The sequence below is a fragment of the Microbacterium sp. PA5 genome, assembly GCF_049860775.1.
Classification (GTDB): Bacteria; Actinomycetota; Actinomycetes; order Actinomycetales; family Microbacteriaceae; genus Microbacterium.
On record NZ_CP187567.1, the window covers coordinates 426,691 to 442,426 of the forward strand.

12 protein-coding genes are annotated in these 15,736 nt (G+C 72.4%); 2 read left to right on the forward strand and 10 right to left on the reverse strand.

The annotated features are described in order from the left end of the window. Nucleotides 1-64 precede the first annotated feature (64 nt). On the reverse strand, nucleotides 65-832 hold the full coding sequence (locus ACPWUT_RS01960; protein WP_425840092.1) for a LysR substrate-binding domain-containing protein: 768 nt from the start codon (nucleotides 830-832) through the stop codon (nucleotides 65-67). 31 nt (nucleotides 833-863) lie between these two features. On the opposite strand from ACPWUT_RS01960, the gene ACPWUT_RS01965 reads away from it, so the two are divergent. After that, complete coding sequence (locus ACPWUT_RS01965; protein ID WP_425840095.1) at nucleotides 864-1,262, forward strand: DUF1304 domain-containing protein; 399 nt, start codon at nucleotides 864-866, stop codon at nucleotides 1,260-1,262. Between the two features lie 120 nt (nucleotides 1,263-1,382). Here ACPWUT_RS01965 and ACPWUT_RS01970 read toward each other — a convergent pair whose 3' ends face one another. The 4 genes from ACPWUT_RS01970 to ACPWUT_RS01985 are packed head-to-tail and all read right to left on the reverse strand — an operon-like array spanning nucleotide 1,383 to nucleotide 4,512. Next, nucleotides 1,383-1,985, reverse strand: coding sequence for a thermonuclease family protein (locus ACPWUT_RS01970; protein WP_425840098.1), 603 nt, complete (start codon nucleotides 1,983-1,985; stop codon nucleotides 1,383-1,385). 39 nt (nucleotides 1,986-2,024) lie between these two features. Further along, a complete protein-coding gene (locus ACPWUT_RS01975) occupies nucleotides 2,025-2,432 on the reverse strand; it encodes a transferase (protein ID WP_284528753.1) in 408 nt (135 codons plus the stop codon). 41 nt (nucleotides 2,433-2,473) lie between these two features. After that, nucleotides 2,474-3,571 (reverse strand): GtrA family protein, encoded by a 1,098-nt coding sequence (locus tag ACPWUT_RS01980; RefSeq protein ID WP_425840101.1) that lies wholly within the window; start codon nucleotides 3,569-3,571, stop codon nucleotides 2,474-2,476. Continuing rightward, the gene (locus ACPWUT_RS01985; RefSeq protein WP_425840104.1) at nucleotides 3,568-4,512 is read right to left on the reverse strand and encodes a phosphodiester glycosidase family protein; all 945 of its coding nucleotides are present in this window, start codon (nucleotides 4,510-4,512) and stop codon (nucleotides 3,568-3,570) included. The genes ACPWUT_RS01980 and ACPWUT_RS01985 overlap by 4 nt, the downstream gene beginning before the upstream one ends. 111 nt (nucleotides 4,513-4,623) lie before the next feature. Between ACPWUT_RS01985 and ACPWUT_RS01990 the strand changes: the two genes are divergently transcribed. Further along, nucleotides 4,624-5,301 carry a YitT family protein gene (locus tag ACPWUT_RS01990; protein WP_425840107.1) on the forward strand — a complete coding sequence of 226 codons (678 nt, stop codon included), beginning with the start codon at nucleotides 4,624-4,626 and terminating at the stop codon, nucleotides 5,299-5,301. A 12-nt stretch (nucleotides 5,302-5,313) separates the two neighbouring features. Here ACPWUT_RS01990 and ACPWUT_RS01995 read toward each other — a convergent pair whose 3' ends face one another. Genes ACPWUT_RS01995 through ACPWUT_RS02015 form a run of 5 tightly spaced genes read right to left on the reverse strand, consistent with a single transcriptional unit; the run spans nucleotide 5,314 to nucleotide 15,520 of the window. Then, nucleotides 5,314-6,087, reverse strand: coding sequence for a DNA-formamidopyrimidine glycosylase family protein (locus ACPWUT_RS01995; RefSeq protein ID WP_284528757.1), 774 nt, complete (start codon nucleotides 6,085-6,087; stop codon nucleotides 5,314-5,316). 15 nt (nucleotides 6,088-6,102) lie between these two features. Beyond that, the gene (locus ACPWUT_RS02000; RefSeq protein WP_425840110.1) at nucleotides 6,103-10,923 is read right to left on the reverse strand and encodes an Lhr family ATP-dependent helicase; all 4,821 of its coding nucleotides are present in this window, start codon (nucleotides 10,921-10,923) and stop codon (nucleotides 6,103-6,105) included. Nucleotides 10,924-10,979: 56 nt separating this feature from the next. Beyond that, the gene (locus tag ACPWUT_RS02005) at nucleotides 10,980-12,377 is read right to left on the reverse strand and encodes a hypothetical protein (protein ID WP_284528759.1); all 1,398 of its coding nucleotides are present in this window, start codon (nucleotides 12,375-12,377) and stop codon (nucleotides 10,980-10,982) included. Further along, complete coding sequence (locus tag ACPWUT_RS02010; RefSeq protein WP_425840114.1) at nucleotides 12,374-13,852, reverse strand: PQQ-binding-like beta-propeller repeat protein; 1,479 nt, start codon at nucleotides 13,850-13,852, stop codon at nucleotides 12,374-12,376. Before ACPWUT_RS02010 ends, ACPWUT_RS02005 begins: the two co-directional genes overlap by 4 nt. A 57-nt stretch (nucleotides 13,853-13,909) precedes the next feature. Continuing rightward, nucleotides 13,910-15,520, reverse strand: coding sequence for an ABC-F family ATP-binding cassette domain-containing protein (locus ACPWUT_RS02015; protein WP_425840117.1), 1,611 nt, complete (start codon nucleotides 15,518-15,520; stop codon nucleotides 13,910-13,912). Nucleotides 15,521-15,736 lie beyond the last annotated feature (216 nt).

The window sequence follows — 15,736 nt, forward strand, 5'->3', positions numbered from 1 at the left end:
GCGGGGTCGGGGGGCACCGCCGGCCCCTCGTCGTGCGCGCTCGGCGTCGCGCGCTCGCTGGGGGTCAGCCGCGCGAGGAGTTCGCGGTGCGCCCGCGGACGATGCCGACGAAGACGTCGACGAGCTCGGACGGGTCGCCCGACGGCCACGCGAGGGCGACACCCGACAGCGGACCGCCTGTGAGCGGCCGGAAGTCGACGTCCTTGCGGTGGTGCAGCCGCGCCAGCGACATCGGGACGATGACCACCCCGACGCCGGCGGCGACGGTGGCGATCGCCTCCTCGGTGGTCTCGGGGGCGGCGAAGCGCGGCGCCACGACGCCCGGCAGCTCCAGCCCGAGCACGTCGTCGCGGGGGGTGATCGCCACCTCGCCGACCAGGTCCGCCGCGGTGAGCTCCTCGGCCGCGGTCAGATGCGAGTCCGCGGCGCACACCACGACGGGGATCTCCTCGTAGAGAGCGATCACGTGGAGCCCGTCGCGCTCGATCGGCAGGCGCACCAGCGCAGCGTCGACCGCGCCGTCGTCCAGGGCGCCACGTTGGTCGGCCACGGCGACGGGGATCAGCTCCAGCGGCGTGCGCGGCATCCGCTCCTGCCAGATGTCGATCCACTTGCCGGGCGTCGTCCCGGCGACCGCGCCGAGCCGGAAAGGTCCGGCGGGTTCGGTGGGGTCGGCGGCAGCCGACGGCGCAGCGGCGCGGGCGGCCGGTGCGGACTTCTTGCTGGGCGGGGTCTTCGCGCCGCGCTGCGTGCGGGGGGTCGTGCCCTTCGCGGCCTTCCGCGACGGAGACGACGGTCGCCGCGCGCCCTTCGATCCCCGTCCCGCAGCCATGCAGTCAGCGTAGTCGCGCTATCGTCAGGACATGGTGCCGATCATCGCGACGATCGCGGCCGCGCTGGCCGCTCTCCTCCACGTCTACATCTTCGTGATGGAGAGCATCCAGTGGAGCCAGCCGAAGGTGTGGCGCCGCTTCGGCGTCGCCGATCAGGCCGCCGCCGACACCACCAAGCCGATGGCCTACAACCAGGGCTTCTACAACCTGTTCCTGGCGATCGGCGTGATCATCGGGCTCGCGCTGTTCTGGGCGGGCGACCCCGCCACGGCCGCAGGGGTCGCCGGACGCACGCTCGTGCTGTTCAACCTCGGCTCGATGCTCGCCGCCGCGCTCGTGCTGGTGACCTCGGGCGCGAAGTACCTGCGGCCGGCGCTCATCCAGGGAACGCTGCCCCTGCTCGGCTTCGTCCTCTTCCTCTTCGCCTGACCCCCTGCCCTCTTCGCCGAGCCGACAAGCTTCTGCCGAACCGACACGATTTATCGCGTCGGGATCGTGTCGGCTCGCATGAATGTTGTCGGCTCGGCGATGAGCACACCCGGGGGCGCGTCAGCAGGAACCCCAGCGGCCGCGACCTGACGCGCGTGCTTGCTCCTCCGCGGCGGCGAACAGGTCGGCGTGACGCAGGTTCGGTCGCACCGGCATCGCCTCGGCGTGACCGGCGGCGACGAGGTCGAGGTTCGCGAAGATGCCGTCGTCGGTCCACAGGTAGAAGAGGCGGCGCTCGTACCGGTCCGATGAGTCCCGGTCCACCGAGGCCCAGACGCGCGCGCCCTCGGGGAGCAGCTCCCGCAGATGGGCGGTCGCCGCGTCGGCCCCGCACTCCACGGGCGGCGTGACTTCCGGGGTGTCGATGCCGATGAGGCGGATGCGGATCTGCTCCCGCGTCGTCACGACCTCGTTCGGCACGACCACCGTCGCGCGCAGGGTGTCGCCGTCGACGACATGGTCGACGGTGAGCGCGAAGGCGTCGCTCGGACGTTCCGGTACCTCCGAAGCGGGCGAGTACGACCTGCCCTCGCTCCCCGGCAAGGTCGGAACGACCCCCGCTCCGACCCAGACGGCGATCACCACCGCCGCCGCCACGATGAGCGCGGCGATCACCGCCACGACGAGACGCGCGCGACGTCGTCCGGTCGTCGCGCGTCTCACGCCCTCACCCTAGGCGAGGGCACGGACGTGGGGACGGTCTCAGGCCGCCAGGTGCAGCCCGCGCCGGTCGGTGGCCACGGCCTCGCCGTCGCCGATCGACTCGTCGTCGCCGATGAGCGACCCGCCGGCCACGCGGGCGTTCGCACCCACGAAGGCGCGGACGCCGATCTTGGCGCGCGGCCCGATCGCCGCTCCCGGTCCGATGTGCGCGTGCGGCGCGATCTCGACCTCCGGACCGATCACCGCATCCGGTTCGATCCAGGCGCCGCGTCCGATGTGCGCGCCTGCCGCGATCTGTGCTCCGGGTTCGACATACGCGCCGGCTTCGACGAGCGCGCTGGCGTGTACCTTGGCCCCGTTCGCGATGAGGCCCCGACCGTTGACGTGCTTGCGGTAGCGCAGCGTCTCGCCCCGGTCGTTCTCGATGTCGACGTAGTTCTTGCCCACTGGTCCTCCTGACAGTGAAGACAACGCATGCAGCGGCATGTTCATTCCCAGACGGGCATCGGAGCCGGCGATCGCTCCGCCGGGGATCGGGCCGGTGCGAACACCACCGCGCGCTGCACGGCGAAGCTCACGACGAACAGCGTCGCATCGGTCACGAGCTTGGCCGCCGGCAGGGGGAGACCGAGGTCCGACAGGGCGGTGAGCAGGCCGTAGCTGGCCGTCAGGAGCAGGCCCGCGAGCGAGAAGTACCGTGCGGCGGCCGTCCGCAGCGGCACCGTGCGAGCTGCCCCGAAGACGAGCGAGCGGTTGACCGCGAAGTTGAGGCTCGCGCTGATCACCCGCGCGGCGACGACCGAGAAGAGCAGCCAGCCGGTGAGCGTGTGGAGGAGGAGCAGCGCGAGCGTGTCGACGGCGAAGGCGAGCAGCGCCGACGCCGTGAACCGCAGCAGCGGCGCGGAGACGCGCACCGAGTCCGACAGGGGGCGGAAGTGGCTCGACGCGTTGCCGTCGAGGTACACCGTCGCGATCGGCACCTCGGCCAGGGCGATGCCCGTCTCGCGGGCCCGCAGCAGCATCGCGAACTCGTACTCGAACCGGTCGCCGCGCAGCCGCTGCAGCCACGGCAGCACCGGAGGGGGGTAGCCGCGCAGTCCCGTCTGGGTGTCGGTCAGGCGCTGCCCGGTCGCGAGACGGAACAGGCCGCGGGTGATGACGTTCCCGACACGGCTGCGCATCGGCACCGCACCGCCGCCCGCGCCGGTGAAGCTCCGCGCGCCGAGCACGATCGTCGGCGTCGCGCCGCTCGCGCGACGGAGGGCGACGGCGACCCGGCGGATGTCCTCGGGCGTGTGCTGGCCGTCCGCATCGGCCGTGACGACCGGCGCCGCCGGCCACCGGCGGGCGATCTCCGCGAACCCTGTGCGCAGCGCCGCACCTTTGCCGCGGTTGCGGGGGTGGGCCACCACGACCGCTCCGGCGGTCTCCGCCGCGGCGAAGACGTCCCTGTAGAAGGCGCCCGACCCGTCGTCGACGATCAGCACCGGCGTGCGCTCCGGCCCATCCCTCAGAACACGGACGAGCTCGACCAGGCGCCCGTCGGGCTCGAAGGCGGGGATCAGGATCACGTGCACGCCGGTCACCCCGCCAGGTAGAGGATGTCGCTCGTGGCGCGCTCGCCGCCGTTGGAGGGCTGGTTGACGACCTCTCCGTCGAACCACATCTCGCTGGAGCCGCCGCCGTCGAGGTTGTACGCCGTCGTCGCCCCCAGCGAGACCATGATCCGGGCGAGCTCGGTCATCGTGACGCCCCGGCTGTACCCGGTGTCGCGGCCGTCGACGACCACGATCACGAGGTGGTTCTCGTCGACGACCCCGATCGCGGTCCTCGGCTGCTCGCCCTGGATCGAGTGGTTGCCGAAGTTCGTGTCGATCTCGACCTCGTCGATGCCGTCGACCGCCACCCCGTCCTCCACCACGGCGGGACCGAAGCTGAGCGTGTTCCACGCGCCGTCGGCCAGAAGCTCCGCGGCCGTCGTCTCCGTCTCGTCGTACACGGCGACCGTGCCGTCCTCGTAGAAGACGAGCCCCTCGCGGGCCCCCTGGTCGCGGTACACCACGCCGTTGCGGATGACGATGCCGCTGTCGCGGAAGCCGTAGTAGTCGCCGTTGACGGCGAACACCGCGCCGTTGTCCTCGGCGATGGTCGACACGAGATCGGTGATGTTCTCGCCGAACTGGTTCTTCGCGAAGGCGCTCCGCAGCACGGTCGCGTCACTCAGCTCGATGTCGGCCACGTGATACGTCACGGTGTCGTCGCCGGCGCCCTCGGTGACGGTGGTGATCTCCACCGCGGCGTCGTCCGAGGTGAAGGTCGTGTCGGTGATCACCGGCTCCGCCCCGTCGTCTGCCGCCTCGTCGGTGGTCGTCGTCGCGCCGGACTGGGCGGCCTCGTAGGCGGCGACGTCCTCGACCACGACGTGCGGCACGACGAACCGGTCGAGCGCCCAGACGGCGCCGCCCGTCGCCGTCAGTGCTACGACGACGCCGCCGGCGATCAGTCCCTGCTTCAGTCGCGTCTTCATGTCGGTCAGTGTCGCGGCCCGCCTCATGCGGCCCGTGTGGCCGGTCTAGGCGAGGCCTATGAGAGCAGGGCGGCGCGGACCGTGGATGCCGGGCGCGACCCGGATGCGAGGATGGGTGCCGTGACCACCCCCGATCGCACCCCCGCGGAGGAGCCCGACCCGACGACGGGGCCCTCCCTGGTCTTCGACGACAAGGCCACCGAGCACAGCGTCCTCGAGGACGTCCTCGGCATCCTCACCGGGACGTTCGCCGCCTCGCTCGGCCTCCACCTGCTCCACGCGGCGCACGCGGTCACCGGCGGCACCGCGGGTCTCTCCCTGCTGCTCGGCTACGCCACGCCGTGGCCGTTCTGGCTGCTGTTCGCGGTCATCAACGTGCCGTTCGCCGTGCTCGCGGTGTGGAAGAAGGGCTGGGATTTCACGATCCGCACCATCGTGTCGATCGCCCTGGTGTCGGGTTTCGCGATCGTGCACCAGACGTACCTCCCCGTCGGCGACATCGACGCCGTCTACGGCACCCTCGCGGGGAACCTGCTGGCGGGCGTCGGGGTGCTGATCCTCTTCCGCCATCGATCCAGCGTCGGCGGCGTGCACATCATCGCCCTGCTGCTGCAGGAGCGCACCGGCATCCGCGCCGGGTGGACGCTCATGGTGTTCGACGTGCTCGTCATCGTCGCGGCCCTCCTGGTCGTGCCGTGGCCCAACGTGCTGATGAGCGCCGCCGGCGCCGTGCTGCTGAACCTCGTGCTCGCCCTGAACCATCGCCCCGGCCGCTACCTCGGGCATTGAGGGCCGCAGACGTCACACCTGGCAGCGCGGGCACCAGAAGACGATGCGCTCCTCGGTGGGGTCGGCTCCGAGCTCGGTCTTCCGGATGAGCGTGCCGCAGCGCCGGCACGGCTTGCCCTCGCGCCGGTAGACCCAGTCCTGCTGCCCGGGACGGGAGTCGCCGGTGAACGTGCGGCCGTGACGGTCCCGGTTGAGCCGGATCATCCGCGCACCGGTGTCGAGCAGGCCCGCGACGTCGACGTCGGTGGCGGGCCGGGTCGGCAGGATGCCGCGGACGAACAGCAGCTCGTTCGCGTATTCGTTGCCGAACCCCGCGACGTTGCGCTGATCGAGGAGCGCCACGTGCACGGCGCGGTCGTCGCCCGACAGGCGCCGCGCGGCCTCGGCGGCATCCCATGAGGGCGACAGCGGGTCGGGACCGAGATGCCCGACGACGCGGCCCTCGTCGGCTGTCGGGAGGACCTCCACCATCGCGAGGTCGAACCCGACCGCCTCTGCCGCTGCCGTCCCGACGATCGCGCGCGCCCGGAAGGCCGGGGCGCGCCAGCGCTGGCCCGGACGGTACACGTCCCACCGGCCCTCCATCTTCAGGTGCGAGTGCAGGGTGAACCCGCCGACGCGGAGCAGCAGGTGCTTGCCGCGCGGCACCACCTCGCGCACCCGCTCGCCGGTGAGGTCGGCCGTGGCACTGCCGGGCACCCGGATGTCGAAGCGGGTCGCGATCCCGCCCGCGAGCGCCTCGTGGAGCCGCCGCGCCGTGCGGAAGACGGTGTCACCCTCGGGCACTGGTCACCTCGGCCCTCACCGGGCCCGTCGCAGGGTGAGTCCGCGGGCCGACTCCACGAAGCCCGCGTCGAGCAGCGCGCGGCCGGCGGGGGTGCCGTAGACGAAGGCGCCGCCCACCTGCTCGATCGTGAGGGTGTCGAGCCGGCGCCCCCGTGCGGTGTCGACCAGGCTGCGTGCAGCCGCCGCGAGCACCTGGTCGTCGTCGCTGTACACGAGCGCCGATCGTCCGCCGCGTTCCAGGTAGATCACGAGCGCGCCGTCGACCAGTACCACCAGGGCACCCGCCTTGCGTCCCGGACGGTGCCCGCCGTCCTGGGCGGGCCAGCCGAGCGCCGCACCGTACGGATTGGCGGGATCGGTCGCGGCGAGGGCGATCGCGTGCAGTCGCGGGCTTCCGTCTCCGGGGTCGGGACCGGTGAACGTGCGCAGGCGGTCCACCGTGGCCGACGTCGCGAACTGCGCGGCGCCGAGCTTCTCGATGAAGTAGCCGCGGCGGCAGTGCCCGGCATCCTCGAAGCCTGCGAGGGTCCGATAGGCCTGCGCGAATCCGCCCGGCAGCTCCTCGGCCTGCACGGACCCGCGGGTGACCACGCCGTACCGTTCGAGAAGCAGGCTCGCGGAGGCGGCCGTCCGCAGCGCGGGATCCGCCTCGGGCGCCGGGAGCAGCGACCAGCGCCCTCCGACGAGGGGCGGGCGCTGCGGCGCCGTCTGCGGGCGCGCGATCGGCGTGCCCCGGAACAGGCGCGCCCGCGGCGTGCGCCGCACGGTGCGGTGCGCCTGCGAGCCGCCGCCGAGCAGCATCCGGATCGGCGCGAACGTGTCGTTCGTGATCCGCGAGGTCCACGCGAGGTTCCACAGCGCCTCGACCACGGACTGCTCGTTCTCCGCTCCGACGAGCGGGACGAGCTGCCCGGCGAAGAAGGCGCCGCCGCCGGCCAGGGCCGCCAGCAGCCGCTGCTCGAGGGGGCTTTCCTCCTGCGCGTCGGCGGGGCGCAGGGTGAGGGACGCGGTGTCGACCGGGTGGAGCGCGATCCAGCCGTCACGGCCGGGCAGTGATCCGTGGCCGGACCAGATCACCTCGCCGGTCGAGGTGAGCTCGTCGAGCATGCCGGGTGTGTAGTCCACGACGCGGCTCGGAAGGATCAACGACTCCCAGGCGCTCGCCGGGAGGGGGACGCCCGCGAGCTGCTCGATCACGGCCAGGACGCCGTCGACGCCCTCGAGCCCGCGCCCCTCGGCGGCCCCGGAGAGGTGCTGCCAGGCGGGGAGGAAGCGCGCGAAGGCCTCGGGGGCGACGGGCTCCACGGCGCCGCGGATCGCGGCGAGCGATCGCAGCCGCAGCCGGCGCAGCACCTCGGTGTCGCACCACTCGAGGTCGCCGCCGCCGGTGACGGGCTGATCCGCGGTGGCGGCTCCGCCCGCGCGGTCGGGCAGGAAGAACCCGCCCGACAGGCGCCCCTGGGATTCCAGCCGCTGGAGCGTCTGGCGTGCGACCGCCGCGCCGATCCCCAGGCGCACGGCGACGTCGGAGGTGCGGAACGGTCCGTGGGTGCGGGCGTGCCGGGCGACGAGGTCGGCGAGCGGGTCGACGACGGGCTCGAGGAAGGCTGTGGGGATGCCGACCGGCAGCGCGGCGCCGAGCGCGTCGCGGAGGCGTCCGGCATCCTCGATCGCCGCGACGCGGTCCACTCCGGCCAGGGTGACGCGGATCGCGCGTCGCGCGTCGATGAGCGCGTCGAGGTGGGAGGCGGCCTCCGCGACGGTGGCGTGCGCCGCCTCGTCGGCGTCCGGGGTCGCGGCCTCGGTCGTCGGCTCGGCGGGCTCCAGCCGCAGCGCCACCTCCTCGGCGTCGAGCGGACCGAGCAGGCGCAGCAGGTCGGCGACGCCCTCGAGGCCGCGGACGCGACGGGTCGGGTCGAGGCGCTGCACCTCCCGCTCGAACCGGGCGATGATCCCGGGGTCGAGGAGCTCCCGCATCTCGACCTTGCCGAGCAGCTCGCTCAGCAGCGCGGGGTCGACCGAGAGCGCCGCGGCCCGGCGTTCGGCCAGCGGTGAGTCGCCCTCGTACATGAAGGCGCCGACGTAGCCGAAGAGCAGATCGCGCGCGTAGGGAGAGGGCTGCGAGGTCGTGGTCTCGACGAGCCGGATGCGACGGTCGCCGATCGACCGAGCGATCCGAAGGAGGGCCGGCAGGTCGTAGACGTCCTGCAGCACCTCCCGCAGCGTCTCGAGGATGATGGGGAAGGTCGGATGGTTCTTCGCCACCTCGAGCAGCTGCGCGGACTTCTGGCGCTGCTGCCACAGCGGGGAGCGCCGGTTAGGGTTCAGTCGCGGGAGCAGCAGCGCCCGTGCCGCGCACTCCCGGAACCGCGAGGCGAACAGCGCCGATCCGCCGACCTCGTCGGTGACGATCTGCTCGAGCTCGTCGGCGTCGAACACGAACAGCTCCGCGTCGGGCGGCTCGGACTCGGTGTCGGGGACGCGCGCGATGATCCCGTCGTCGCTCGCGACGGCCGAGCCCTCCACGCCCAGCCGCTCCCGGATGCGCGCGTTCACGGCCAGGGCCCACGGCGCGTGCACGTGCATGCCGTACGGGGAATGCAGGATGATCCGCCAGTCGCCGACCTCGTCGCGAGATCGCTCGACGGTCAGCGTCTTGTCGGTCGGGAGGGTGCCGGTCGCCTCGCGCTGCTCCGTCAGATAGGCCAGGAGGTTGCCGATCGCGTTGTCGTCGAGTCCCGATTCCCGGAGGCGCTCGGTCGCCTTCTCGGGAGTTGCCGCAGCGACCTCGCGCGAGAACTTCCCGAGCGCCTCGCCGAGTTCCGCAGGGCGCCCGAGCCCGTCGCCGTGCCAGAAGGGCAGCTTTCCCGGCTGTCCGAAAGCGGGGAGCACGTTGACGCGATCATGAGTGATCTCGGCGATCCGCCAGCTCGTCGTGCCCAGGGTGAACACGTCGCCCACGCGCGACTCGTAGACCATCTCCTCGTCGAGCTCGCCGACGCGGGCGTTGCGCGTCTCGCCGGCGACGAAGACGCCGAACAGGCCGCGGTCGGGGATCGTCCCGCCGCTGGTGACGGCGATCCGCTGCGCGCCCGGACGCCCGGTCAGAAGCCCGTGATCGCGATCCCAGACGACGCGGGGACGCAGCTCGGCGAACTCGTCGGAGGGGAAGCGGCCGGAGAGGAGGTCGAGCGTCGCCTCGTAGGCGGAGCGTGGGAGCGTGCGGAACGGGGCGGAGCGCTTGACGGTCTCGTACCAGCCCTCGACGTCGACGGGACCCGTCGCGCATGCCGCCACGGTCTGCTGCGCGAGGATGTCGAGCGGGTTCTGCGGCACGGAGATCGCCTCGATCTGCCCGGCGAGCATGCGTTCGGTGACCACCGCGGTGTGCAGCACGTCGCCGCGGTGCTTCGGGAAGAGCGCGGCGCGGCTCACCTCGCCCACCTGGTGCCCGGCGCGACCCACCCGCTGCAGTCCGGAGGCGGCCGAGGGCGGGGCCTCGACCTGGATCACGAGGTCGACGGCGCCCATGTCGATGCCGAGCTCGAGGCTGCTGGTCGCGACGACGCAGCGCAGCCGGCCCGACTTCAGCTCGTCCTCGACCTGCGCACGCTGCTCCTTGGACACCGAGCCGTGGTGGGCCTTGGCGAGCACGGGGTCGGCGCCGGCGGAGATGCCGGCCTGCGCCATCATCGCCGCAGGCACGGCCGGGTCCGGGACGCTCAGCCCCTGGCGCTCGGCGTAGATCTCGTTGAGACGGCCGGTGAGGCGCTCCGCGAGACGCCGTGAGTTGGCGAAGACGATCGTCGATCGATGCTGGAGGATGCGATCCACGATCGCCTCCTCGACGTGCGGCCAGACGGAGCCGGTCACCTCGGGCGCACCACGGTCGGTCCCGCGGGCTCCACTCGGGCCGGGTGCCGTCTCGTACCAGGCGGGCGCGTCGTCCTCCGCGCCGCCGTCGTCCGCCCGGTCCGCACCCGTCGCCGGCTCGGAGGCGGCCGGCTCGTCGCTTCCGGGCGGGGGCGGGGGGTTGAGCATGTCGTCCATCGGCACGACGACCGACAGGTCGAACGCCTTGCTCGCCTTCGGCGCCACGATCTCGACGGGGGCCGAGCCGCCCAGGAAGCGGGCGACCTCGTCGATCGGCCGCACGGTCGCCGACAGGCCGATCCGCTGCGCCGGGGGCACCGTCTCGTCGTCCTCGCGCCGCAGCGCGTCGAGCCGCTCCAGGCTCACCGCCAGGTGGGCGCCGCGCTTGGTGGCGGCGACGGCGTGCACCTCGTCGATGATGACCGTGTGCACGCTCTTGAGCGTCTGGCCCGCCTGCGAGGTGAGCATGAGGTAGAGCGATTCGGGCGTCGTGATGAGGATGTCGGGCGGGTCCGACACGAGCTTGCGGCGGTCGGCCGACGTGGTGTCGCCGGAGCGCACGCCGACGGTGATCTCGGGCACGGCGATGCCCAGCCGCCGCGCCGACTGCCCGATCCCGACCAGGGGCGACCGGAGGTTCCGCTCGACGTCGACGCCCAGGGCCTTGAGCGGTGAGATGTAGAGCACGCGCGTCCGCGTCGAGCGATCCTCTTTCGCGCGCGCCTTCGGCTCGCGCGAGCCCTTCGACCGTGCGGCGACCTCCTGCTTGTCGTGGAAGAGGCGGTCGATCGACCACAGGAACGCCGACAGCGTCTTGCCCGATCCCGTCGGCGCCACCACGAGCGCGTGCTTTCCCGCAGAGGTCGTCTCCCAGGCGCCGATCTGGGCATCGGTCGGCCGCGCGAAGGCGCTCCGGAACCAGTCCTGCGTCGCAGGACCGAACCTCGCCAGCACCTCGGCCATCAGTACATCTTCGCGCGGACCGCCGACATCGGCGCCAGCCCTTGCGCGGACGGATGTCAGTGGTAGAGAGAGACCTCGAACGAGCCCCGATCGGCGTCCGAATCGCTGCCCAGCATGACTCCCGCCGCGAACCAGGTCTCCAGCGGATCGTCGAAGCGCCAGGCCTCGGCGCCGTCGAGGCCGCGAGCGGTCACCGCTCCTCTCTCACTGATCGAGAGAACCTGACCCGATGCGCTGAGCGCGTCGTCATGCGTCATCAGTCCCGCCTCCTCGCCGCCCTCGAATACCCGGTTGCGGGCCGCCTCGTCCGAATTCTCGACGAGGACGAGGCGCCCACCCGCGACCGTCAGCCACGCGTCGGCGGATGTCTCCTCGACGATGACATCCCGCGTCTTTCCCGTCAGAGGATCGATCTCCTCCACCGCGCGCTCCGCCGTGATGATCCAGACGGCGTCCTCCCAGGCGGCCACCGACCAGACGTCGCGTGACCAGCAGCTCTGCCCCGAGGTGGTGTCGAGTCCCGAGAGGGCGAGCAGGTCGGGGCCGTCCGAGAGCGGCAGCTGGAGGGTCGCACCGCTGCCGGGGAACACCCAGCCGCCCGCCGACTCCCACCCGAGTGGCTCGCCCGTCGCGGCATCGAGCGCGTGCGATCCGACGAACGCCACATCGCCGGCGACGAAGAAGGGGACACCCCCCTCGAAGTCGCCCACGTCGTACTCGTCGCCGGACGCCGTCCACACGTCCTCGAGCGTCGATGCGTCGATGAGGTGGAGGGTCTCGCGGTCCGTGGTGAAGAAGGACGTGGCACCCGGCCGAGCGATATCTGCCGAACCCTCCCGGTTCGGCAGCCCGCTGTGCGCCGCCGCGGTCGGGCGCTCGGTCCGCAGGGTGCCGTCGGACAGGTCCAGCGAGAGCAGGCGAGTCTCGCCGCCGTTCCAGACCGTGAAGACGAGGATGCCCTCGACCCCCGTGGACTGCGGTGTCGAGACGATGTCGGCAGCGCCGGCGACCTCGGTCGTCCACGCGACGGCTCCCGACTCCCGGTCGACCACGCTGATCGACGAGAGCGTGTCGCTGTCGCCGGTCTGCACGATCACGCCGAAGAGGTCCTCATCGATCGCGAACGCGCGGGACTCCGCTCCCGCGCCCACTCCGGTGAGCTCCACGATGGGCGTCGCCGTGATGTCGCCGTCGGCCGGCGCGGCGATGACGTCGTTGTCGACCCAGCGGAGATCTCCCGCCGCCGACGCGTCGCAGACCGGTGGGGTGGTCGGCGAGCCGGTCGGGGTCGGGCCTGCGAGCTCCGACGTCGGCGACGGTGCGGGCACGGCGGCCGGTGTGTTCACCATCGACAGGACGATCGCCGTTCCCGCGACGACGGCTGCCAGCGCGCCGATCCCGCCCCACAGCCACCCTCGGCCCGTCGCCGTCCGCTCCGACCGCTCTTCCGTCACCGTGCCCGTTCTCCGGTTCCGTGCAGCAGGTAGACGTCGATGATGCTGACGTCGCCGTCGCTGGTCTCGCGGTGCTGGAGGAGGCCGCCGGCCGCGGCGTCGGGATACGCATCCTCGAGCTTCGCCCGCCAGACCCGATCGGTCGAGGGAAGGTCGTACGCGGTGAGGGACGCGGGGGTCGTGCTCGTCCCCCTCTCGTAGACGACGAGCTGGTCGCCGGATCCGTAGAGCTCGGCGCCCGACGACAGCGTCAGTTCGCCGACCTGCGTCGAACCATCGAACACGGTGGCGGTCACCGGTGCCGAGTAGTCCTCCTCGTCGCCGTCGTACGCGACGAGGAAGCGTCCGGCCGTGTGGAGCGTGTCGGCCGACGTCTGGGCGAGAGTCTCCTCCGTGGCACCCGTGGCCGGGTCGATCCGCTCGACGGCTCCGTCCGTCGTGAGCACCCACAGTGTGTCGGCGGTTCCCGCCATGCTGATGATCTCCCGCGACCAGCACGTCTCTCCGGTCGCCGTGTCGAGGCCGGAGAGGTCGTACGGGCCGACGTGGTCGTACATCACCATCGTCTGCAGGGTCGCTCCGCCGGCGAGGAACACCGCGCCGGCCGACTCCCACCCCAGGGACTCACCGGTCTGCGCATCGAGGGCATGGCTGCCGACGAAGACGACGTCCTCCGTCACCCAGAACGGCACGCCGCCCTCGAACTCGTCGACCCCGAAATCGGAGCCGCTCGCGCTCCATTCCGTCTCCAGCGTGTCGGCGTTCACACGCGACAGCGTCTCGCGGTCGCTCACGTAGAACGCATCGGCGGATGCGGGGGCCACCGCGGCCGAACTCGCGCGCGAGGCCTTGGCGAAGACCGCGAAATGCTCGCCGAAGGGCCGCTCGGCGAGCGTCTCACCCGTGGCGAGATCGAGTGATCGCATGACCCAATCGGTGTCGACGGCAACGCTGACGACGATCCGGTCGGCGGCCCCCGTCAGCGCCGGCGACGAGACCGGCGCGAGGGAGCCCTCGATCTCGCGGGTCCAGAGCACTTCTCCGTCGCGCTCGGCGACCGTCAGGACGGAGACCGAGGAGGATTCGTGGAAGGTGATGATGCCGAAGCGGTCGTCATCGATGAGGAAGCCGGTCGAATCCAGGAAGTCGAACTCGTCCGCCCCCCGGATCCGCTGCACACGGTCTGCAGTGAACTCCCCGTCGGCGGGAAGCGCGAGCTCCCTCACGTCGAACCAGGCGACCGACGGCGTGGTGACCGTGCACGTGGCGGTGGGCGTCGGCGTGGGGGTCGACGTCGCGCTGGGCGACGGGCCGACGGCGTCGGTCTGCGTCGGGGTGGGTGACGGTGCGGAGGCCGGCGCGAGCAACGGGACGACGACGACCGCTGCCACCACCGCGACGGCGACCGCCCCACCTGCCACCGCCCACGGCACCCAAGGGCGGCGAGGGGAGGGCGCGGGGCTCGGCTGCGTCATCATCGATTCCTTCCGAGAACAGGTGGTTAGGCTCGATCATAGGGACGTCTCATGCCGTCATCGGTATGCGGTCTCGGTGAATATGCGCTCGGAGAGCATCCCGTCCCGCAGCTCGAGCACGAGATCCGGCCCGATCCGCTCCAGGAACGCGTCGTCATGGCTGACGACGAGCACCGCCCCGCGATAGCCCGCGAGGGCGTCGACCAGCTGATCGACCGTCTCGAGGTCGAGGTTGTTGGTCGGCTCGTCGAGCACGAGGAGCTGCGGCGGCGGGTCGGCGAGCATCAGTCGTGCCAGCGCTGCGCGGAAGCGCTCGCCGCCCGAGAGCGCCGACACCGGCCGGAGCACCGCGTCGCCGCGGAGGAGGAACCGCGCCAGCCGATTGCGCAGCTCGACGTCGCCGATCCCCGGGGTGCGGAGGTTCTCCATCACCGAGGCGTCGTCGTCGAGACCGTCCACGCGCTGAGACAGGTAGCCGATCCGGTCGGTGTAGGCCTCTGCGTGCAGGTCGGGCATCGCCGCCCCGCCAGCGCCGACGAGGCGCTCGACGAGCGTCGTCTTGCCCGCGCCGTTGGGGCCGACCAGCGCGACCCGCTCGGGACCTTGCACCACCCACGCCCGCTCGGCGTCGCCGACCATCGCGATCCGGCGACCCGCCGCGACGCCCGGATCGGGCAGGTCGATGTGGACCGACTCGTCGTCGCGCACGCGCCGCCCGGCCGCGTCGAGGTCGGCGCGGGCCGTGGCGACGCGATCGGCCGCCTCGGTCCGGAGCTTGCCGGCCGACACCTGCGCCGATCGCTTCCGCGCCGCGGCGATGATGCCCGGCACGCGCTTCTCCACCTGCGCCTTGCGGCCGACGGCCTGCCGATGCGCGATCTTCGTCTCGGCCTCGATACGGTCGCGCTTCTCACGACGCACGGCCTGGCGCGCCGCCGACTCCGCCTGGCGCGCCGCCGCCTGCTCGACCTCCAGGGCCTCGCGCCACGCGGTGAACGGGCCGCCGTAGACCGACAGGCCGCCGGCGTACAGCTCCGCGGTCTCGTCCATGAGGTCGAGCAGTCGGCTGTCGTGACTCACGACGATGAGCGTGCCGCGCCAGGCGCGCACGAGGTCGTGAACCCGGGCGCGCGCATCGCGGTCGAGATTGTTCGTCGGCTCGTCCAGCAGGGCGATCGGCGCGCCGCGCAGACGCACCCCGACGAGCGCGGCGAGCACCGCCTCGCCTCCCGAGAGCGCGCCGATGCGCCGGTCCAGGGCCCCGCCGGGCAGTCCCGCCTCGGCGAGGGCGGCCGTGGCGCGGGCCTCGACGTCCCAGTCGTCCCCGACCGCGTCGAAATGCGCGGGATCGACGTCGCCCTGTTCGATCGCGCGGACGGCGCGCAGCGCGTCGCCGACGCCGAGCAGGTCGGCGACCGGGCGCTCCACGTCGAGGGTCAGCTGCTGCGGCAGCCGGTCGACCGCGCCCGACACGGTGAGCTGGCCGGACGTCGGCGTGCGCTCCCCGGCGATGAGCGAGAGGAGCGTGGACTTGCCGGCGCCGTTGCGGCCGACGAGCCCGGTGCGTCCCGAGCCGAAGGCCCCGGACACCTCGCTCAGCGCGGTGGTGCCGTCGGGCCAGATGAAGGAGATGCGGTCGAGGGTGACCGCGGAGATGTTCGCAGGCATGGAGCCTCCCTGATGTCGGGTCGTCGTGGGTGCGCCGACGGCGGACACCACGAGCCCGGATCATCCGGTGGCCGGAGGACGGGAGGGAGTCGACGACGTCAGCGCGGGATGGAATCGCTGACGCGTCGCGGAACAGGCCCTGTCGGAGAGACGGAGGGTGCGACGGCTCAGCGCGGGATCACAGCGCGGCGTCGAAACCCTTCAACGGTCTTCCTC